Source organism: Pseudomonas sp. LTGT-11-2Z (assembly GCF_003691445.1).
Taxonomy (GTDB): domain Bacteria; phylum Pseudomonadota; class Gammaproteobacteria; order Pseudomonadales; family Pseudomonadaceae; genus Aquipseudomonas; species Aquipseudomonas monteilii.
Window position 1 is genome coordinate 334,287 of record NZ_CP033104.1, and the last position, 19,217, is coordinate 353,503.

General features: G+C 63.7%; 19 protein-coding genes and 2 pseudogenes. 9 read left to right on the forward strand and 12 right to left on the reverse strand.

Annotated features, from left to right (window positions below; translation table 11 throughout):
* Positions 1-148 precede the first annotated feature (148 nt).
* Positions 149-1,243 (reverse strand): annotated as a pseudogene (locus D8767_RS01565) (YifB family Mg chelatase-like AAA ATPase); the annotation flags it as partial.
* A 257-nt stretch (positions 1,244-1,500) separates the two neighbouring features.
* Here D8767_RS01565 and D8767_RS01570 point away from each other — a divergent pair.
* Positions 1,501-3,519, forward strand: a complete 2,019-nt coding sequence (locus D8767_RS01570) for a DUF4034 domain-containing protein (RefSeq protein ID WP_016712643.1) — start codon at positions 1,501-1,503, stop codon at positions 3,517-3,519.
* Position 3,520: 1 nt separating this feature from the next.
* Here D8767_RS01570 and D8767_RS01575 read toward each other — a convergent pair whose 3' ends face one another.
* Together D8767_RS01575 and D8767_RS01580 are read right to left on the reverse strand one after the other, a co-directional pair.
* Positions 3,521-3,874 carry a gamma-glutamylcyclotransferase family protein gene (locus tag D8767_RS01575; protein WP_016712642.1) on the reverse strand — a complete coding sequence of 118 codons (354 nt, stop codon included), beginning with the start codon at positions 3,872-3,874 and terminating at the stop codon, positions 3,521-3,523.
* Positions 3,875-4,141, reverse strand: a complete 267-nt coding sequence (locus D8767_RS01580; protein ID WP_026020301.1) for an accessory factor UbiK family protein — start codon at positions 4,139-4,141, stop codon at positions 3,875-3,877.
* A gap of 370 nt (positions 4,142-4,511) precedes the next feature.
* Between D8767_RS01580 and glnK the strand changes: the two genes are divergently transcribed.
* The 3 genes from glnK (at position 4,512) to sutA (ending at position 6,988) form a co-directional block, all read left to right on the forward strand.
* Entirely contained in the window at positions 4,512-4,850 is a 339-nt protein-coding gene (gene glnK / locus D8767_RS01585; RefSeq protein WP_002555808.1) for a P-II family nitrogen regulator, read from the forward strand.
* Between the two features lie 46 nt (positions 4,851-4,896).
* A complete protein-coding gene (locus D8767_RS01590) occupies positions 4,897-6,228 on the forward strand; it encodes an ammonium transporter (protein ID WP_016712640.1) in 1,332 nt (443 codons plus the stop codon).
* A 430-nt stretch (positions 6,229-6,658) separates the two neighbouring features.
* Complete coding sequence (gene sutA / locus D8767_RS01595) at positions 6,659-6,988, forward strand: transcriptional regulator SutA (protein WP_016712639.1); 330 nt, start codon at positions 6,659-6,661, stop codon at positions 6,986-6,988.
* 180 nt (positions 6,989-7,168) lie between these two features.
* Here sutA and D8767_RS01600 read toward each other — a convergent pair whose 3' ends face one another.
* The 6 genes from D8767_RS01600 to D8767_RS01625 are packed head-to-tail and all read right to left on the reverse strand — an operon-like array spanning position 7,169 to position 11,788.
* Complete coding sequence (locus D8767_RS01600; RefSeq protein WP_016712638.1) at positions 7,169-7,864, reverse strand: HAD family hydrolase; 696 nt, start codon at positions 7,862-7,864, stop codon at positions 7,169-7,171.
* Positions 7,861-8,760 carry a tyrosine recombinase XerC gene (xerC, locus tag D8767_RS01605; protein ID WP_016712637.1) on the reverse strand — a complete coding sequence of 300 codons (900 nt, stop codon included), beginning with the start codon at positions 8,758-8,760 and terminating at the stop codon, positions 7,861-7,863. The genes D8767_RS01600 and xerC overlap by 4 nt, the downstream gene beginning before the upstream one ends.
* Positions 8,760-9,470 carry a DUF484 family protein gene (locus D8767_RS01610; protein ID WP_016712636.1) on the reverse strand — a complete coding sequence of 237 codons (711 nt, stop codon included), beginning with the start codon at positions 9,468-9,470 and terminating at the stop codon, positions 8,760-8,762. Before D8767_RS01610 ends, xerC begins: the two co-directional genes overlap by 1 nt.
* Before the next feature lie 13 nt (positions 9,471-9,483).
* The gene (dapF, locus tag D8767_RS01615) at positions 9,484-10,314 is read right to left on the reverse strand and encodes a diaminopimelate epimerase (RefSeq protein WP_016712635.1); all 831 of its coding nucleotides are present in this window, start codon (positions 10,312-10,314) and stop codon (positions 9,484-9,486) included.
* Positions 10,315-10,318: 4 nt separating this feature from the next.
* A complete protein-coding gene (gene lysA, locus D8767_RS01620; RefSeq protein ID WP_016712634.1) occupies positions 10,319-11,566 on the reverse strand; it encodes a diaminopimelate decarboxylase in 1,248 nt (415 codons plus the stop codon).
* 9 nt (positions 11,567-11,575) lie between these two features.
* A complete protein-coding gene (locus tag D8767_RS01625) occupies positions 11,576-11,788 on the reverse strand; it encodes a lipoprotein (RefSeq protein ID WP_016712633.1) in 213 nt (70 codons plus the stop codon).
* Positions 11,789-11,978: 190 nt separating this feature from the next.
* On the opposite strand from D8767_RS01625, the gene cyaY reads away from it, so the two are divergent.
* The 3 genes from cyaY (at position 11,979) to rnk (ending at position 13,094) form a co-directional block, all read left to right on the forward strand.
* Positions 11,979-12,311 carry an iron donor protein CyaY gene (gene cyaY, locus D8767_RS01635; protein WP_016712632.1) on the forward strand — a complete coding sequence of 111 codons (333 nt, stop codon included), beginning with the start codon at positions 11,979-11,981 and terminating at the stop codon, positions 12,309-12,311.
* Position 12,312: 1 nt separating this feature from the next.
* A complete protein-coding gene (locus D8767_RS01640) occupies positions 12,313-12,537 on the forward strand; it encodes a DUF1289 domain-containing protein (RefSeq protein WP_016712631.1) in 225 nt (74 codons plus the stop codon).
* A gap of 146 nt (positions 12,538-12,683) precedes the next feature.
* Complete coding sequence (gene rnk / locus D8767_RS01645) at positions 12,684-13,094, forward strand: nucleoside diphosphate kinase regulator (protein ID WP_016712630.1); 411 nt, start codon at positions 12,684-12,686, stop codon at positions 13,092-13,094.
* Between the two features lie 32 nt (positions 13,095-13,126).
* Here rnk and D8767_RS01650 read toward each other — a convergent pair whose 3' ends face one another.
* Complete coding sequence (locus D8767_RS01650) at positions 13,127-15,982, reverse strand: class I adenylate cyclase (protein ID WP_016712629.1); 2,856 nt, start codon at positions 15,980-15,982, stop codon at positions 13,127-13,129.
* A gap of 169 nt (positions 15,983-16,151) precedes the next feature.
* Between D8767_RS01650 and D8767_RS01655 the strand changes: the two genes are divergently transcribed.
* Complete coding sequence (locus D8767_RS01655; protein ID WP_016712628.1) at positions 16,152-16,604, forward strand: YaiI/YqxD family protein; 453 nt, start codon at positions 16,152-16,154, stop codon at positions 16,602-16,604.
* 28 nt (positions 16,605-16,632) lie between these two features.
* On the opposite strand, the gene elbB is transcribed toward D8767_RS01655, so the two are convergent.
* Entirely contained in the window at positions 16,633-17,301 is a 669-nt protein-coding gene (elbB, locus tag D8767_RS01660; RefSeq protein ID WP_016712627.1) for an isoprenoid biosynthesis glyoxalase ElbB, read from the reverse strand.
* Between the two features lie 112 nt (positions 17,302-17,413).
* On the opposite strand from elbB, the pseudogene D8767_RS29065 reads away from it, so the two are divergent.
* Positions 17,414-18,040, forward strand: a pseudogene (locus tag D8767_RS29065) (sterol desaturase family protein); the annotation flags it as partial.
* Positions 18,041-18,541: 501 nt separating this feature from the next.
* Here D8767_RS29065 and D8767_RS01670 read toward each other — a convergent pair.
* Complete coding sequence (locus D8767_RS01670; protein ID WP_020371266.1) at positions 18,542-19,186, reverse strand: DedA family protein; 645 nt, start codon at positions 19,184-19,186, stop codon at positions 18,542-18,544.
* Positions 19,187-19,217: the final 31 nt, after the last annotated feature.

Consider the following 19,217-nt stretch of genomic DNA (forward strand, 5'->3'; position numbering starts at 1 on the left):
CCCAAACGATTTGCGGGAGTGACTCGATGATGTTCTTAGCTGACGCTGGTGTTCTGTGCAACTCACCGTCTAGCAGCTTAATTTGGGTGGGGGTGTAGCGAATTCTTTCTAGGGTTGCCATTTAGGTGTGAGGGTCTAAATGTCCATGGGGCGCACAATGTAGACTATGTCTGTCCACGTCGTCCATGTCGACCGTGCAAGGGCAGGGGTTCATGGCGGCTACCAGCTGAAAGCGTGCCGGGAAGCGCACCTTGTCGCGGGCCCGGGCAATCACGATTTCGCCCGACTCAAGCGGTTCGCGCAGCACTTCCAGCACGCGCCGTTCGAACTCTGGTAGCTCATCCAGAAACAGCACACCGTGGTGGGCCAGGGTGATTTCGCCCGGTTGCGGCCGGCTGCTGCCTCCGACCAGTGCCGGGCCGGAGGCGGAATGGTGAGGATGGCGAAAAGGCCGTTGTGGCCAGCTGTTCAGCGGTGCATGCCCGCTGACCGACTGAATGGCCGCTACTTCCAGCGCCTCGTGCTCGTCCAGCGGCGGCAGCAGACCGGGCAGGCGGCTGGCGAGCAAGGTCTTGCCGGTGCCCGGGGGGCCTGTGAACAACAGGTTATGTGCCCCGGCCGCTGCCAGTAGCAAAGCCCGTTTGGCTGCCAGTTGGCCCTGCACTTCGCTCAGGTCCGGGTAGGGGCGTTGATGCAGGACCAGGCCATTGGCAGCGTACGGTGGCAGCGGCACCTGGCCATTCAGGTGGGCGACCAGCTCCAGCAGGTGCCCCACTGCATACACCACCAGTCCACCCGCCAGGCTGGCTTCCTCGGCATTTTCCCGTGGTACCACCAGCGCCCGGCCTGCCTCTCGCGCTGCCAGTGCCGCGGGTAGCACGCCCTGCACCGGGCGCAGTTTGCCTGACAGCGCCAGTTCGCCCAGGCATTCGACCTCGGCGAGGGTGGCAACCGGCACCTGGCCGTCGGCAGCCAGGATGCCCAAGGCAATGGCCAGGTCGTAACGCCCGCCATCCTTGGGCAGGTCGGCAGGGGCGAGGTTCTGGGTAATGCGCCGCTGCGGGTAGTTCAGCCCGGAGTTGACGATGGCGCTGCGCACCCGGTCCTTGCTTTCCTTGACGGTGGTTTCCGGCAAGCCGACCAGGGTGAGATGGGGCAAGCCATTGGCCAGGTGGGTTTCGACGCTGACTGCCGGTGCCTGCACACCCACCTGGGCGCGGCTATGGACGAGGGCTAGGGACATGGACGCTCCGTTGTCGCTGGAAAGGGCCGCTTCCTGCGGCTGGGGCAAGGATAGCCAGCGCCGTGCCTGGGTGGCGCAAGAAGTGTGCGTCATGGTTTTTCAGGGCAGGGACTTTCCCTGTATTTTCAGGCAGATTGGCAAGAATGGATCCAATTGCCTTTGCGCAGGCGCCTGCTATGACTTAGTGTTGTTGGGCAACTGCCGTTGCCATGGGATGGTACTGCGGTTTCTTTCAAATGGACTTGAGGTATTGCGCCGTGCAAACGCTCGCCCGCACGCGCCAGGTTATCCGCGAACTGGTGCAGGCCAATTCATTCATAGAACTCACCCGCTTTTTCGACAGCCTGGAGGCGCAATGGCACCAAGCCCCGCCCGGCGAGTTTCCCGCCTACATGGCGGCCCTCGAGGGGCACATGCTGGTCGACCAGGGTAGCCAAGGCGACAGGGCGCTGAGCCAGGTGCTCAAAGCCTGGATCGATGCCTGCCCCAAGGCCTACCACCCGCAGGTGGTAATGGGCCTGCATTGCTTCCACCGCGCCTGTCAGGTGCAGGGCGGCGGCCAAAGCAACGCGGCGCGCGTGCTGGCCGTGGAGCAGATTTGTGAACGCGCGACGGCGCACTTGCTCCGCGCCATGGACCGTTCTGCCCAGCCTGTGGCAGCGGCCATTGGTATGCTGCGCATCAGTGCGCAATTGCGCGAGCCCGGCTGGTTGGTCGAGCTGTTCCAGGGGCAGCCCGCCCGCTACAGGCCCAGTGCCCATACCGATGTGGAAGTGCAGGAGGCTGCGGCCCCATTGCTGGTGAAGCATGGGCTGCTGCCCCTGGCCGAATTGCCACGGGCATTGCCGGCATGCCTGAGCAGGCGGGTCGATCACGAGAACGACGCCCCCCGCTATTACTGGCTGCGCCATGCGCTGGTCGCCCGCCCGGGTTGCTTCGAAGCGATCCAGGCCCTCGCCGAATACTTGCTGCCCCGTTGGGGCGCCAGCTTCGATGCGCTGGAGCTATTGGCCAATGGACCCTTGTGCGAGGCGTGGGACGACGCGTTGCGTAATGCGTTGCGCTGGATGGCCGTCGAAGACCGGCTGAAACTGCCCCATGGCGACCAGGTGCAGGCCGTCGCGGATTGGCAGCAGCTGTTCGACGCCTGGTTGCAACGCCTGCTAAGGCCCAGGGAGCGCGCTGTCGTGCTGGCTTGGCGAGCCGCGCTGCGCAGCAGTGCCTTGCAGGACCCTGTCGGTGGTATGCGCGACTTTACCGCGAGCTTTGCGTGCAACGCCGATCACGGCGCAATCCGCGCCATGGGCGTGCCGTTTCGCTGTCTGGTCGAGCTGATACTGCGCGATGGCATGCCAGACGAACAACAGCTGTTGCGCACCGCCATCGAGCGCCTGTGTGAAGGTCGCTCGCATGCTGGCGCCTGTGCACTGCGTGCTGTCGGGCATCGTTTCGGCCTCTGGGGGATGCTGCGCTCGGCCGAGCAGGCAAGGGTATGGTCGCAGGTGGCGGTGAAACTCCAGCGCGCGGGCCAGGTATCGGGCCTCGAGGTGCTTGGGGCGGCGCGGCTGCTGTGGGCAGCCAACCGGCATGAGCTGGCCTGTTACCTGTATGAGCGCTGTGCCGAGCTGAACCTGCCGGGGGCTGCCCTGGGACTGTACGAGCTGCACAGCGGCGGCCTTGGCAACACCCCGGCGCACTATCTGGATGACGAGGCGGCAGAGCACTGGCTGCTGCGTGCGGTGGAAACAGGCAGCCGGCAAGCCAAGTACAACCTGGCCTGCTTGCGCATGGAGGGTGATGAGGACCTCAACGAGCGCGGTGCCATGCTGGCCGTCAGGCGCCTGCTGGTCGACGCGCTGGGCAATGCACAAACCAATGCACGCGCGCGCTTGCACCTGGGGATTCTGTTGCGCCAGTTTGGCGAAACACAGGAACGGGCCGAAGCGGTCGCCTACCTGTCGAGCCTGGTCGAGCACCCGGACCCGTGGATTGCCGGGCGTGCCAGCGCCGAACTGGGGTTGGCCTGGATGCAGGGGCGCGGCACCCGCAAGCAGAGCCGTTTTGCCGCCATCGAATGGGCCAACCGTGCGGCCGCTTTGCAGCCAGGGGACTCGGTCATCGAGGATATCCAGGCCGAGATACTCAACTCACACAACCGGGTGAAAACCCTGTTCACTCAGTGCGGTGCGGCCCTGTTTCGCGGCACCCTGCATGCCAGTGAGCTACCGCCGAAACAAGCGGCGTCCCGGCTACCTCGACTACGGGCCTCGGCCTGATTCAGGCGCGCACATAAACCCAGGCAGTCAGGCCCGAGGCAAGGGTGACGGCGACACGCTTGTAGTCGGCGACTTCATAGCGGTCTGCCGCCGCCAGCTCTTCCTCGCTGATCTGGAAGACCATGCCGGCCACGCTGTCATCGGCCTGGCTGCTGGGTGACACGATGGGGTGATGGGACTTGCCGCTGGCCGCCAGTACGGCCGGGTCGGTGATTTCGACCCAGTCCTGGCGGTAGCCCGGCATGCGGTCGGCCTGGCCGTTCAGCTCACGGCCGAAGTTGGCCAGTTGCACGGCCTTGTCCTGCAAGGTGCCGTAGGAAAACAGCAATACCGGGTGGGCGCTGGAGGGCTGCATTCACTCATCCTGTGGGGTCGGGTTCAGCCGTGCTTCCAGCTCGGCTACTTGTTTTTCCAGGGCCTCGAGGCGTGCGCGGGTACGCGCCAGCACAACCATCTGGCTGTCGAATTCATCGCGGCTGACCAAGTCCAGCTTGCTGAAGGCACCTTGCATCAGCACCTTGAACTGGCTTTCCAGCTCTGCGCGGGGCTGGGCGGTATCGCCGCTGAACAGGCGGGAGGCCTGGTCGCTCAGGGCATCGAGAAGGGCTTTTGGCGCGAGCATGGGGCTGTCCACTGAAACTGAGAATGGCCGGCAGTGTAGCACGGGCCATTACGCGGCTTGGGCCACACGCCTGCACGTTTTTCGCGCAGCGCGCCCTGCTGGCGCGCACCGAAAATGTGCATGTTTTCCATGCTGGCGACTGGCCAATCCCGACTGATTTGCATAACTCACTGTTTTTCGGTGCTTTGCCGGAACTGGCAAGGTTTCTGCAAAGACCTGTACGAGCCATGCACTGATGCAGTTCCTTGTGACCAGGCAGTGCGCACGCGGAGCCGGATGCCGACGACGCGTTACAAAGCCAACCGCTGCGCTTAGACTTGAGACGGGTTTGTTTTCCTGGGGCAAGTCCACCAAATCGGGAGAGAGTTTCATGAAGCTAGTCACAGCCATCATCAAGCCGTTCAAGCTGGACGACGTGCGCGAGTCGCTGTCGGAAATCGGCGTGCAGGGCATCACCGTCACCGAAGTCAAAGGTTTCGGTCGCCAGAAGGGCCACACCGAGCTGTATCGCGGTGCTGAATATGTGGTCGATTTCCTGCCCAAGGTGAAGATCGATGTCGCCATCGATGACAAGGACCTTGATCGGGTAATCGAAGCCATCACCAAGGCAGCCAACACCGGCAAGATTGGTGACGGCAAGATTTTCGTGGTGAATCTGGAGCAGGCGATCCGTATCCGTACCGGCGAAACCGATACCGACGCGATCTAAGCAGCAACAAAGCCTCACCAAACCCAAAGCCCCAGGAGAAAACAACATGACTCTGCGTAAGATCGCAGGGCTAGGAGCCCTATTGTCCCTCGTCATGCCCGGGCTTGCCCTGGCAGAGGAAGCTGCCCCAGCGCTGAACTCCGGCGACACCGCCTGGATGCTGACCGCAACGGCGCTGGTGCTGTTCATGACCATTCCGGGCCTGGCCCTGTTCTATGGCGGTATGGTGCGTTCCAAGAACGTGCTGTCGGTGATGATGCAGTGCTTCGCAATCACCGGCCTGATGAGCATTCTCTGGGTCGTCTACGGCTACAGCATGGCCTTCGATACCACCGGTATGGAAAAGGGCGTGCTCAACTTCAACTCCTTCGTCGGCGGCTTCTCCAAGGCCTTCCTCAGTGGCGTCACGCCCGAGAACCTGACGTCGGCCACCGCGCTGTTCCCTGAGGCGGTGTTCATCACCTTCCAGATGACCTTCGCCATCATCACCCCGGCGCTGATCGTGGGTGCCTTCGCCGAGCGCATGAAGTTCTCCGCGATGCTGGTGTTCATGGGCATCTGGTTCACCCTGGTGTACGCGCCGATCGCGCACATGGTGTGGAGTGGTGACGGTGCACTGATGTGGGACTGGGGCGTACTGGACTTCGCGGGCGGCACCGTGGTGCACATCAACGCCGGTATCGCAGGCCTGGTCTGCTGCCTGGTGCTGGGTAAGCGCAAGGGCTACCCGACCACCCCGATGGCCCCGCACAACCTGGGTTACACCCTGATGGGCGCGGCCATGCTGTGGATCGGCTGGTTCGGCTTCAACGCAGGCTCCGCTGCTGCCGCCAACGGCACCGCCGGCATGGCCATGCTGGTCACCCAGATCGCCACTGCCGCTGCTGCACTGGGCTGGATGTTCGCCGAGTGGATCGGCCACGGTAAGCCAAGTGCCCTGGGCATTGCCTCGGGTGTGGTTGCCGGCCTGGTCGCCATCACCCCGGCTGCAGGCACCGTGGGCCCGATGGGCGCCCTGGTGATCGGCCTGGCTTCGGGTGTGATCTGCTACTTCTGCGCGACTACCCTCAAGCGCAAGCTGGGTTATGACGACTCGCTGGACGCCTTCGGCGTGCACGGTATCGGCGGCATCATCGGTGCCATTCTCACCGGCGTGTTCGCAGCCCCGGCGCTGGGCGGCTTCGGTACTGTCACCGACATCGGCATGCAGGTCTGGATCCAGGCCAAGGGCGTGATCTTCACCGTGGTCTACACCGCCATCGTCACCTACGTGATCCTCAAGGTGCTGGATGTGGTGATGGGCCTGCGGGTCAACGAAGAAGAAGAGTCGGTCGGCCTCGACCTGGCTCAACACAACGAACGCGGCTACAACCTGTAACTGCGACGCGGTAAAAATTTGCCCGGCTTGCCGGGCATTTTTTTGCCAGATTTTTAGCATTTCCCGCATGGCAAACGGTTTATCCATCACGTTCGCGACGTAGGTAGAAAACTTACAAGTCGTAGGGTATTTATGGTGCTTTGCTTTTTCCACGGGCGCGCTAGAATGCGCGCCGAAGGGTGTTTTACGAGTAGTCCACACACTTCTCCAGCCTTTGCTAGGCTTGCCAATAGCGTGTGGCCAGCAGGGGCTTATGGATTTTGTCAGGTCCTGCCAGGAGCAGGGCCTGCTGGGTGCCGCCTCCCATCAGGAGCGCCGACCCAAGGGCAGTGGCCTAACCCACGGCCAGTTGAATTTTCACTGGTGGCTGCCGGTCTACGGCTGCACTGGTCTATAACTAACCTGCTTTTCGCAAGTCATGAGGTAGAACATGAGCGACGACGATCTGGAAAACGACGACCTCGAAGTAGGCGACGAAGACGAGGGTGATGAAGGCCTCGAAGTGGCAGCTGACGACGGCGCCGAAGACGCTGGCGATGACGACAGCAGCCCGGCACCCACTGCCAAGGGCAAATCCAAGGCGGCGGTCTCGGTAGACGAGATGCCGAGCATGGAAGCCAAGCAGAAAGAGCGTGATGCATTGGCCAAGGCGATGGAAGAATTCCTTTCTCGCGGTGGCAAGGTGCAGGAAGTCGAGGCCAACGTGGTCGCCGACCCGCCCAAGAAGCCGGACAACAAGTACGGCAGCCGCCCTATTTGAGTGGCTGATCGCAAAAAAGCCCGCCGTCGCTGCGGGCTTTTTTGTGTCTGCAAGATTCGGGTTGCCTGTACTGGCCCTATCGCCGGCAAGCCAGCTCCCACAAGATTACCGTAGGCCTAAGCCTTGCGATGTCCCTGTGGGAGCGGGCGTGCCCGCGAATGGGCCGCGTAGCGGCCCCTGTCAGCGCCAGCGCGCAAGCACGTCGGGCAGCTGCGACAGCCGCTGGATCTCGGCATCCGGCGCCTGCTCGCCCGCCCAGGCCTTGCCCTGTGGGTTGAACCACACCGCCCGCAGCCCGGCGCGTTGGGCGCCGGCAATGTCATCGCCAGGGTGGTCGCCGATGTGCACAGCCGCGCTGGCGTCCACTTCGCCACGGCGAAGGGCTTCCAGGAACGGGGCCGGGTCTGGCTTGCCGATGCCAAGGTCCTCGGCGCACAGGGCAAAGCGGAAGTAGTCCGCCAGCCCCAGCCGGCTTACGTCGGCGTTGCCGTTGGTAACCACACCCAGGGTGTACTGATGGCGCAGCATCTCCAGCACCGGCTGCACCTCGGGGAAGATCTCTACCTGGTGGCGGGCATGCAGGAACACTTCAAAACCTTCATTGGCCAGCTCCTGCGCGTGTTTTTCGCTGTAGCCGACTTCTTCCAGGGCATGGAACAGCACGCGCCGGCGTAGGGCGCTGATGCGGTGCTTGAGGCCGGGCTCGGCCTGCACCAGGCGCTCGCGGATGGCAAACAGGTGCTCTACCGGCACACCACCCAGGATCGGGGCGTTGGCTTCCAGCCAGTCGCGCAGCATGACTTCTGCACTGGCGATGACCGGCGCGGTGTCCCACAGGGTGTCGTCAAGGTCGAAGGTGATCAGCTTGATGCTCATGAGTCTGTGCCTTTGCTGCGTTTGGCCCGAGGGTGGGCGCTGTCGTACACCGCGGCCAAGTGCTGGAAGTCCAGGTGGGTGTAGATCTGGGTGGTGCTGATGTCGGCATGGCCGAGCAGCTCTTGCACCGCGCGCAGGTCCTGAGACGACTCCAGTATATGGCTGGCGAAGGAATGGCGAAGCATGTGAGGGTGCAGGTGCTGGCCCAGCTCGCGTTCGCCGGCTGCCTTCACCCTTCGCCGAACGTCACGGGGGCTGATGCGGTTGCCCTGGCGGGTGATGAACACCGCGCGATCGCGCGGGTTACCGATGCCGCGCAGGCGATACCAGGCCTGCAACGCCTCACGGGCCTTGCGGCCCACCGGCAGCACGCGTGCCTTGCCGCCTTTTCCCAGCACCTGTACCAGGCCGGCGGCCATGTCGAGGTGATCGAGGTCGAGGTTGGTCAGCTCGGACAGGCGCAGGCCCGACGAGTAGAGCAGTTCCAGGATGGCGTGGTCACGGCGGGCGAAGAAGTCGTCGTCGACGCCGCCATCAAGCAGCTGCTGGGCACGGTCGGTGTCCAGCACCTTGGGCAGCCGTCGCTCACCTTTGGGCGCGCTCAGGCCGGAAGCCGGATCGTGCTGGCACAGGCCTTCGCGGATGAGGTAGCGGTAAAGGCCGCGTACTGCCGAAAGTAGCCGTGCCAGGCTGCGCGAAGACTGGCCGTGGTGGTGCAGGCGGGCGATCAGCTGGCGCAACGGCTGGATTTGCAGCGTTTGCCACTCGGTAATGCCGTGCTCCTCGCAGTAGGCCATGACCTTGTTCAGGTCGCGACGGTACCCCAGCAGGGTGTGCTCCGACACCTGGCGCTCGTTGCGCAGGTGTGCGCAATAAGCCTCCAGTTGGCGCTTCATCAGCGTACCGGGCGCAGGGTTTGGGTTACCCGTGGCACAACGCGGCCCAGCACCTCGGCAATGTAGCCGAGGAACAGGGTGCCGACACTGCTCTTGTAGTGTTGCGGGTCGCGGCTGCCGATTGCCAGCACCCCATGCAGCCCTTGGTACTCAAGGGTAGCGACGGCGCTGGAGCCCACTTCTCGGCGCTGTTCCTCACCGAAAAGAAAGGCCAGCTCGTGCTCGCGCAGGTTGCCACTGACCGTCTTGCCACCGCCCAGCAGGGCACCGATGGCTTGTTGCGCCTCGGTGTTGCTGACCCAGCGCCCGACCGGCGCGACGTTGTCGCCGAACAGGATCAGGCTGACGAAGGGCACCTGGAACTCCTGGCGCAGGCTGTCCTCGACGGCCATCACCACTTCTTCCAGGCTGCCAGCATCGAGCAGGTCAAGGATCAGCCGGCGGGTCTTGTCGAACAGCCGGTCGTTGTCGCGGGCCACGTCCATCAGTTGTGACAGGCGATGGCGCATCTCGATGTTGCGGTCACGCAGCAGCTTCAGCTGGCGCTCCACCAGCGAAACGCTGTCGCCACGCTGGTGCGGGATGCGCTGCTCGATCAGCAGCTCGTCGTGCTCGGCGAAGAAGGTGGGGTGGGCGCGCAGGTAGGCGACCACCGCCTCGGCATCGAGCTCGACGGACTGCGTGGGTACAACCTTGGGCTGATCGGTCATGGCGTTTACTCGCTTAGAGACGAACCTGTCCTTCGTAGACGCGTACGGCCGGGCCGGTCATCAGCACGGGCTTGCCGGGGCCGGCCCATTCGATGTGCAGGCGGCCGCCGGGCAGGTCGAGGGACACCGGGGAGTCCATCCAGCCTTGGCTGATCGCCGCCACGGCTGCGGCGCAGGCGCCGGTGCCGCAGGCCTGGGTTTCGCCCGCGCCGCGCTCCCACACGCGCAGGTTGGCGCGGTGGCGGTCGATGACCTGGATGAAGCCGGCATTCACCCGCTGCGGGAAGCGTGGGTGGTTTTCGATCTTCGGGCCCAGCTCATGCACGGGGGCAGTATGCACGTCGTCGACGCGCAGCACCGCATGCGGGTTACCCATGGACACGGCAGCAATCGAATGCAGCTGGCCGTCGACTTCCAGTGGGTAGTTCAGCGCCTGCTCGTCAGCGATGAAGGGGATTTCGGCAGGGACGAAGCGCGGTGGGCCCATGTCGACACTCACCTGGCCGTCGTTCTGCACGTCCAGCACGATAATGCCGCTCTTGGTTTCCACCCGAATGCGCTTTTTCGCGGTCAGGCGCTTGTCCAGCACGAAGCGGGCGAAGCAACGGGCACCATTGCCGCACTGCTCGACCTCGGAGCCGTCGGCGTTGAAGATGCGGTAGCGGAAGTCCACTTCCGGGTTGTTCGGCGCCTCGACGATCAGCAACTGATCGAAGCCGATGCCGGTGTGGCGGTCACCCCATTGCTTGGCGTGCTTGGGCTGGATGTGCGCGTGCTGGCTGACCAGGTCGAGGACCATGAAGTCGTTGCCCAGACCATGCATCTTGGTAAAACGCAGCAGCATGGGCTTACTCCGGCAGCAGGCTTTCGCCAGCGTACAGTTCGGCGATGGTCTCGCGGCGGCGTACTTCGAACGCCTGGTCGCCGTCGACCAGGATTTCAGCGCAACGGCCACGGGTGTTGTAGTTGGAGCTCATGACAAAACCATAGGCGCCCGCGGACTGTACGGCCAGCAGGTCACCTTCGGCCAGGTTCAGTACTCGGTCCTTGCCCAGGAAGTCGCCGGTCTCGCAGATCGGGCCGACCAGGTCGTAGGCACGGCCTTCACCGGCGCGTGGCTTGACCGCGCTGACACCCATCCAGGCCTGGTAAAGGGCCGGGCGGATCAGGTCGTTCATGGCTGCATCGATGATGGCGAAATCTTTGTGCTCGGTGTGCTTGAGGTATTCCACGCGGGTCAGCAGCACGCCAGCATTGGCCACGATGTAGCGGCCCGGCTCGAACACCAGGGCCAGGTCGCGCGTGCCTACGCGTTCGCGGATGGCCTTGATGTAGTCGGCCACCAGCGGCGGTTGTTCATCGCGGTAGCGCACGCCCACACCGCCGCCCAGGTCCAGGTGGCGCAGGTGGATGCCGCATTCGGCCAGGCGGTCGACCAGCACCAGCAGGCGGTCGAGGGCGTCGATGAACGGCTCTACGGTGGTCAGCTGCGAGCCGATGTGGCAGTCGACACCGACCACTTCCAGGTTCGGCAACTGCGCGGCGCGCACATAGATGGCCTCGGCGTCGGCAATGGCGATGCCGAACTTGTTTTCTTTAAGGCCGGTGGAAATGTACGGGTGGGTGCCGGCGTCGACGTCCGGGTTGACCCGCAGCGACACCGGGGCCACCTTGCCCATCTCGGCGGCCACCACTTGCAGGCGCTCCAGCTCGTCGGTGGATTCGACGTTGAAGCAGTGCACGCCCACTTCCAGGGCGCGGCGCATGTCTTCTCGGGTTTTGCCAACGCCGGAGAACACCACGCGGTCAGCGCGCCCGCCAGCGGCCAGCACGCGCTCCAGCTCACCGCCGGAGACGATGTCGAAGCCTGCGCCCAGGCGCGCCAGTACGTTCAGCACGCCCAGGTTGGAGTTGGCCTTGACCGCGAAGCACACCAGGTGCTCAGCGCCTTGCAGGGCGTCGGTGTAGCTGCGGTACTGGGCCTCGATGTGGGCGCGCGAGTACACGTAGGTCGGGGTGCCGAACTGTTCGGCGATGGCCGACAGGGCCACCCCCTCCGCGAACAGCTCACCGTCGCGGTAGTTGAAAGCGTTCATCTGGTTTCCTTACTGCGCAGGCGACTGCTCGGGCTCGGACTGCAGCTCGGGCTGCTGTTCTTGTACCGGGGCCGGCTTGGCTTTTGGCTGGTGCTGATGTGCTTTGTGCGCTTTGCCGTTATCGCCGTCTTCAGGCAGATACAGCGGGCCCTTCTGGCCGCAGGCAGAAACGAGGCAGGCAACAGCGACCAGCGCCGCGAAGGAGGAAATCAGGCGCTTCATGGGTGAAATCCTTAGAAAAATGCAGTATTGCGCCCGAGTATACCGAGCGACCGGCGGCTTGCCTATGCAAGGGCCGGTCCGCCGGGCGGGCTATTCTTGGCGCCTTCAATGGCTAAACTTTGCATTCGGCGCCAAGCGCCCGTATCTTGCCCGGCTTGCCTGTAACGCAGCCAATTTCGAGGTTCCTGCAATGAGTTTGAGTGAAGCGCGTTTCCATGATCTGGTCGACGCGACCCAACAGGCCCTGGAAGACCTGTTCGACGAGAGCGGCCTGGACCTGGACATGGAGAACTCCGCCGGTGTCCTCACCGTCAAGTTCGAAGGCGGCGCCCAGCTGATCTTCAGCCGCCAGGAGCCACTGCGTCAGCTGTGGCTGGCCGACCGTTCCGGTGGCTTCCACTTCGACTACGACGAAGAGAGCAAGAAGTGGGTGTGCGAGAAGAGCGAAGAACTGCTGGGCGAAATGCTCGAGCGCATTGTCTGGGAGCGGGCCGGCGAGAAGCTGGACTTCGACGAGATCTGACATGAGCGGTGCCCAGGCCCGGCCGCCCAAGCCGCTCTATAGTAACGTCAGCCCGGCGGTGCCATCGCCGTGCATCAGCGTATGTCGGCTGGATGAACAACGGGTGTGCACCGGTTGCCACCGGCATGTCGAGCACATCCGCGAATGGCGCTCGGCCGATGATGAACGGCGCCGGCAGATCTGCCGCGAAGCCCAGGTCTTGCGCGAGCAGGCTAAGGCACACTGAACGCAGGGGCTTGAGTATTTACCCGGCTGTGGTAGTGTCGGGTTCTGCGTCGGTGACGCCAAAGCCTTCTCAAACCCCGCCCTTGGGCGGGGTTTTGCTTTATCTGCACATTGAAAACTGCCTGTTCAAAGGAGTCTGACTGGATCATGAGCACCAAACCTTCCCTCATCCTCACCCGATTGGACGTACAGCGTCTGGAGCGTCTGATCGACAGCCTCGACGAGAGTACGCCGGGTGTGCTCGCCCTGCAGGACGAGCTGGACCGCGCCGAGCAGGTGGTCGGTCACGAGGAAGTGCCGGCAGGCGTGGTGACCATGAATTCCCGCGTGCACTGCCGTGAGGAAGCCAGTGGCAAGGACTACCACCTGACCCTGGTGTACCCGAAGGATGCAGGGCCGGAAGGCAAGGTTTCGATCCTGGCGCCGATCGGTTGCGCGCTGCTGGGGCTGTCGGTGGGCGAGCAGATCGACTGGCCGGCACCGGGCGGCAAAACCCTCAAGCTGAAGCTGCTGGAAGTGGAATACCAGCCGGAAGCGGCGGGCGATTTCGACCTGTAAGGGTCAAGGGGCCGCAAAGCGGCCCCGGCATTTCAGGCGCCTTCCGCCAACACCTGCTCCAAACCCTCATTCAACGCCTGCTCCAGCACCCGCTTGTAGCTCAGGTACACCTGCGTCGCCCCCAGCCGGTCATCCAGCAGCTCGGACAAATCCAGGTCGGTGATGTAGCACCGGTACCGCCCCGCGCCACGCCGCTGCCCGATGATCTGCCGGGCCACCACCGCATACAGCTGGTCGCCATGCTCCAGCTCGGAAAACTCTTGCTGGTCGCAGTACAGCGTCACATGTGCCGTACCCGCCACACCGGCCTGGATGATGGCCTGCACCTCGTAGTAAGGCTGAGCGCTACCCTCGACCGGGGCCGGGCATGGCTCGATGCTGCGCGCCTTGCCAGGGCCGGCAGGCAGCAGTTGTGCGTAGTGGATGTCCAGCGAGGCCGCGCGCTGGCTGTCCAGCGGCAAGCGGGCATCGCGGCGCATCACCACCGAACGCAGGAAGCGCTGCAGCGGCAGCAGCAGGTGCGCTTCGTCGTGCAAGGGCAGGCGTTGCTGCCACAGGGCATTGTATTCATCCAGCACGTACAGATCGGCCCAGCCATCTTGCAGGCGGTAGAACACCTGGATGCACGCCGGCCGGCCTTGCTCCAGCACCAGGCGCAGATCATGGTCCAGCAGGGCGTTGGCATCCAGGTACAGCGGGCTGTAGGCACTGCGCTCTTCGCCCAGGTGGCCGAGCAGTGCATCGTGCTCGGCCAGGGTGGTCAGGCTGATATGCCCGGGTAACAGCTCCAGTACATGGGTGTGCTGGGCAACCTGAAGCAGATAGCGGTGGTTCAGGCCTTGGTCCAGCAATAGCTGCACGGTGTCGAATATTTCCTCCACGCGGTGGCCGATGGCCTGGGCGCGGCTCTGACAGAAGCAACGCACCCGCACCCGTGGCCGGTGGCCGCGCAGCACCGGGCTGTTGAGGAAGTCGCGCAGGCAGCGTACCAGCGCGTGTTCGCCTTCGTAGCGCTGCACCAGCACTTCGTTCCAGCTGTTCAGGGTGACCTGGTCCAGGGTCAGAACCAGGTTCTCGCGCACGCCGGCATAGCTCAAGGCGTCGGTACGCTCGGTGGTCATCAGGATGTTCAGGTCGCGGTGGTGGCGCAGCGGGTCGACGGCGACGTTGACCAGCAATAGCACCTCGTCGGCAACGCTGGGTTGCAGCAGGCGCACTTCGCTGACGATCGATAAGGGCAGAGGGATACTCTGCTGCAGGCAGCCCACCAGGTTGAACAGCTCGTACTCGGTGAGGTCGCTGACGCCCGGGTGCAGTGCCAGGCGCGTGCTGCTGTCGATCACGCCGTTGCGGTGTGCCCAGGCCAGCAGTTCAAGCAGCTCGCGGCAGCGTTTGATCGGGTTGAAGTGTTCAACTTCATGGGTATTCAGGTTGCCGGTGTACAGCTCCCAGTGGTAGCTGCCGGGCTCCCTGCGGTTGGGTGCCTGGACCAGGGTCAGGGTGCCTTCGGCAAGGTCCGGTGCAATACCGGGGTTGATCACTTCGACCTTGCCCGCACGGCGCTCGAAGGCCGCATACAAACGCCGGCCCAGCACATTGAGGTCGCGCTGATCGGCGCGGCTGCTTGCGTTCTGGGTGCGCGCAAACTCGCTGAGGAAGCGATAGCTATGGTTCAGCTCGGCCACCAGTTCGCGGCGTTCGGCTGCCACCTGCTGCACTTTCCATTGGCTGCGGCTGTCCAGCAGGGCCAACTGATGTTCGTCCCAGCCCCACTCGTCGGCCAGGCGCTGTAACAGGCGGCGCTGCCAGCCCTGATTGCGGCCTTGGTCGCTGAGTTTCTTGTTCACCTTCAGATACAGGCTGCGCCGTACCAGTTCCAGGCGCGCAGGCTCGCCACGTTGCAGCAGGTAGCGCTCGATGCGGCGGTAGACCATCACATATGGGTCCAGCTCGTCGAGGTCGAGCTGGTTGGCGAATACGGCTTGTTTGTAGTCCAGGCTCAGGCAGCGCACAGCGGGGTGTTCGCTGGCGTAGGTTTCGGTCAGCAGCAGCTTGAGCAGCGACTTGTAGGGTGAGTCGATACCCTTGAACAACTGCCACAGGCCGGCGCCGACGAACTCGCCTGGCGGTATGTGTGCCAGGTTGCCGAGGTCGAGTGCGTCCTGGCTGCGGATGAAACGCTTGGTCAGCAGGGTTTGGGTGTAGGCGTGGTAGTTGTGTTCCTGGTAGACGGGTACCAGCCACCACAGCGGTGTGCGCCCGGCCAGCCAGAGGGTGGTGCGGTAGAACTCGTCCAGCAGCAGGTAGTGCTGGGTGGTGCCGCAGTCGTCGGAGCCTAGCTGGCCCTCGCGCTGGCCCTGGGCAAAGCCTTGCGTGTCGATCAGGAAGAAGTGCGCCTCGGCGCCCAGGCTTGCGGCCCAGTCCTCCAGCAATTGGCATTTGCGGCGCAGCTCTTCCAGCAACGGCTCGGGTAAACCGGGCGCGTGGCACACCCACAGGTCCATGTCGCTTTGCTCGGCCTGGGCCAGCGAGCCCAGGCTGCCCATCAGGAACAGGCCGTGGATCGGGCGTGGCGGGTTGCCATGGCGGGCCTTGTAGGTGAACGAGCGGGCCAGGCGCTGGGCCTCGACCACCAGGTCGGCGCCTGGCTCGTAGCCCGATACGCCGGCTGGAGTGCTGCCCGAGACGTAACCCGGCAACAGCGGGTGGTTCACATGGAACAGCAGCGGCAGCAGCGTCAGTACCTGTTGCTGGCGCGTCGACAGGCCTTCCATGGCCCGCTGCAGCCGCCCTTGGTTCAGCCGCAGGAAGCGCGTACGCAACGTCGCCAGGACCTTGCGGTCGATGCCTTCGTCCAGGTCTGGGCGGATTTCGTGAGGGTGGTTCATTGCGCACTCGGGCAGGCCAGTGGAGCTGTGGCGAGTTTAGCCTGAGTGGCGGGGTCGGATAAGCGTCAATTGAAATATTGGCGCCATTTTTACAGCGCTTGCCGGGCGGCTGCAGTTTTCACTGAGCTTGAGGCATGATGGGGGCCTTGAATTCATGAAGAGTAGTCCGATGCGTGTATGGATCGATGCCGACGCCTGTCCCAAGGCGGCCAAGGATCTGATCGTCAAGTTCGCCCTCAAGCGCAAGTTCGAAGTGGTGATGGTGGCGGGCCAGGCCGTCGCCAAGCCGGCGTTCTCGATCGTGCGGTTGATCGTGGTGCCAAGCGGCATGGACGCAGCCGACGATTACCTGGTCGAGCACGCTGTGCCGGGCGAGCTGGTGATCTGCAGTGATGTGCCCTTGGCTGACCGTCTGGTGAAAAAGGGCGTAGCGGCGCTGGACCCGCGCGGGCGCGAATTCGACGAGCGCAACATGGGCGACCGCCTGGCGGCGCGCAACCTGTTTACCGAGCTGCGTGAGCAAGGCCAGGTGGGGGGAGGGCAGGCGGCCTATGGCGAGCGCGACAAGCAGGCGTTTGCCAATGCGCTGGACCGGATCATTGCCCGGCTGAGTAAAACTTGATGCGGGGCTGCTTTGCAGCCCCAAGGGTTTACTGGTCACCCTCGTGCGTCAGCTCCAGCACCCGGTCCACCAGCTTGTAGATCCCGCCAGCCGCTTCGCTGATCGATTTGGCCTCCATGTACGCCGGTGTCGTCACCAGCTTGCGCTGGGTATCTTCGACAATATCGTGCACATCGCACTCTTCGTGAGTGCCGCCCATTTTCGTCACGGCCGCCGCCGTGCCTGCGTCGGTACCGATGGTGCAGACCACACCCGGCCCGTAGATTTTCGCCGCCAGTGCCGGCGAGATGCAGATCAGGCCGACCGGTTTGCAGGCGTCGGCAAAGGCTTCGGCCAAGGCCAGTACGTCCGGGTTGACGCTGCAGTTGGCGCCTTCCACGGCAAAGTTGGACAGGTTTTTCGCTGCACCAAAACCGCCAGGCACGATCAGCGCATCGAAGTCTTCGGCCTTGGCTTCCCGGATGTCCTTGACCTCTCCGCGGGCAATGCGCGCCGATTCCACCAGCACATTGCGTGATTCTGGCATTTCTTCGCCGGTCAGGTGGTTGATCACATGCATCTGCGCAATGTTCGGCGCGAAGCACTGCACCTGAGCGCCGCGCTGGTCGAGGCGCAGCAGGGTGATCACGCTTTCGTGGATCTCGGCGCCGTCATACACGCCACAGCCGGAAAGAATCACCGCTACTTTTTTTGTCATGTTCACTACTCCTGAGTCGAGGCGCTAAATGTCCTCTAGTTTGGCAGATGTCGCCATAGGGTTTCCTGCGGGCGCGGCCTAATCTTGTGGGATAACGCTTGAGACCGCGCCCATGGACCTGATACTGCTGGCCGTGCCGTTCTTCTTCGTGCTGATCGCCGTGGAGCTGGTGGCCGACCGTGTGCGCGGCCAGCGCAACTTCACCCTGGCCGATTCGATCAACAGCCTGAGCACCGGCGCGCTGTCGACCAGCACCGGGTTGCTGACCAAGGGCGTGGGGTTGGTGACCTATGCCCTGGCCTTCGAACACTTGGCACTGCTGCGCTTGCCGCCCGATGCCTGGTGGGTGTGGTTGCTGGCCTTCGTCCTGTACGACTTCTGCTACTACTGGCTGCATCGCCTGGGTCACGAACGCAATGTGCTGTGGGCGGCGCACTCGGTGCATCATCAGAGCGAGGAGTACAACCTGACCACCGCACTGCGCCAGACCAGTAGCGGGTTCATTTTCTCGTGGATCTTCTACCTGCCGCTGGCGCTGCTGGGTGTGCCACCGCTGGTGTTCGTCACTGTGGCCTCGCTTAACCTGCTGTACCAGTTCTGGGTACATACCCGGCACATTCCCAAGCTCGGTTGGCTCGAGTGGGTGCTGATCACGCCATCCAACCATCGTGTCCACCATGCGCAAAACCCTGTTTACTTGGATCGCAACTACGGCGGCGTGTTCATTCTCTGGGATCGTCTGTTCGGCACCTTCAAGGAGGAAGACCCGGCTGAGCCGGTGGTATTCGGGGTGACCACGCCGCTGGCCAGCTGGAACCCGCTGTGGGCCAACCTGCAGTTCTATGCCCAGCTCTGGCATGACGCCAGGCGCACCACAAGCCTGTGGGACAAGCTGCGCATCTGGTTCATGCCCACCGGCTGGCGCCCGGCCGATGTGGCCGTGCGCTACCCGCAGGCCAAGCAGGACCTGGCGTTGTTTCGCAAGTTCGAGATTGCCTTGGGCCGTGCGCAACAAGCCTACGTGGCGGCGCAGTTTGTGGTTTATGTGGCCTTGGGCAGCTACTTGATGGACGTGGCCGAACGCGTGCCGGCCGCCGCGCTGGTGCTCGGCTGGTCGCTGATGGCGTTTGGTCTGTTCGTATTGGGAGCGTTGCTGGAAAACCGGCGCTGGGCTGCGCGCCTGGAGCTGGCGCGGCTGCTGTTGAATGCGCCGGCATTGTACCTGGCCGGCGCTTTGGGCTTAACGGTGGTCGCGCCGCTGGCCTGGTTCCTGCTCGTGGTTTACAGCCTGCTCAGCCTCTTGGGCCTGGGCCTGGCCCGCCGCCTTGCGCTCCGCACGCAGGGTGCGGAAGCGCCGACGCAGCCACAGCAGGCCACCCAGCGCCAGGAGGCCACCGAGCACCCATAGCTCGTAACGCTTCACGTTGCCCAGCAGGCCTTCGAGAATGGCGCCGAAGTGGTAGGCAGCGGCGCCCAAGGCTATTGCCCAGATGGCCGCACCAATGCCGTTCAGCAGCAAGTAGCGGCGCGGCGGGTAGCCCGACAGGCCAATGGCCACCGGCATGACGGTGCGCAGGCCATAAACGAAGCGGAAGCTCAGCACCCAGATATCGGGGTGTCGGCGAATGTGGTCCAGCGCCCGGTCACCCATGGCCTGCCAACGCGGCTTGCGCGCCAGGATCCTGCGCCCGTGGCGGCGGCCCATGAAATACCACAGCTGGTCGCCGGCGTAGCTGCCGAAGAAGGCCACCAGGCACACCAGGTTGATGTCCATGTAACCGCGGAACGCAAGGAATCCCGCAAGCACCAGGATGGTCTCGCCTTCGAAGAAGGTGCCTAGAAAAAGGGCGAAGTAGCCGAAATCCTGCAGGAATTGTTGAAGCATTTTCTGAGGTGCTGGCGAAATGAACGCGCAG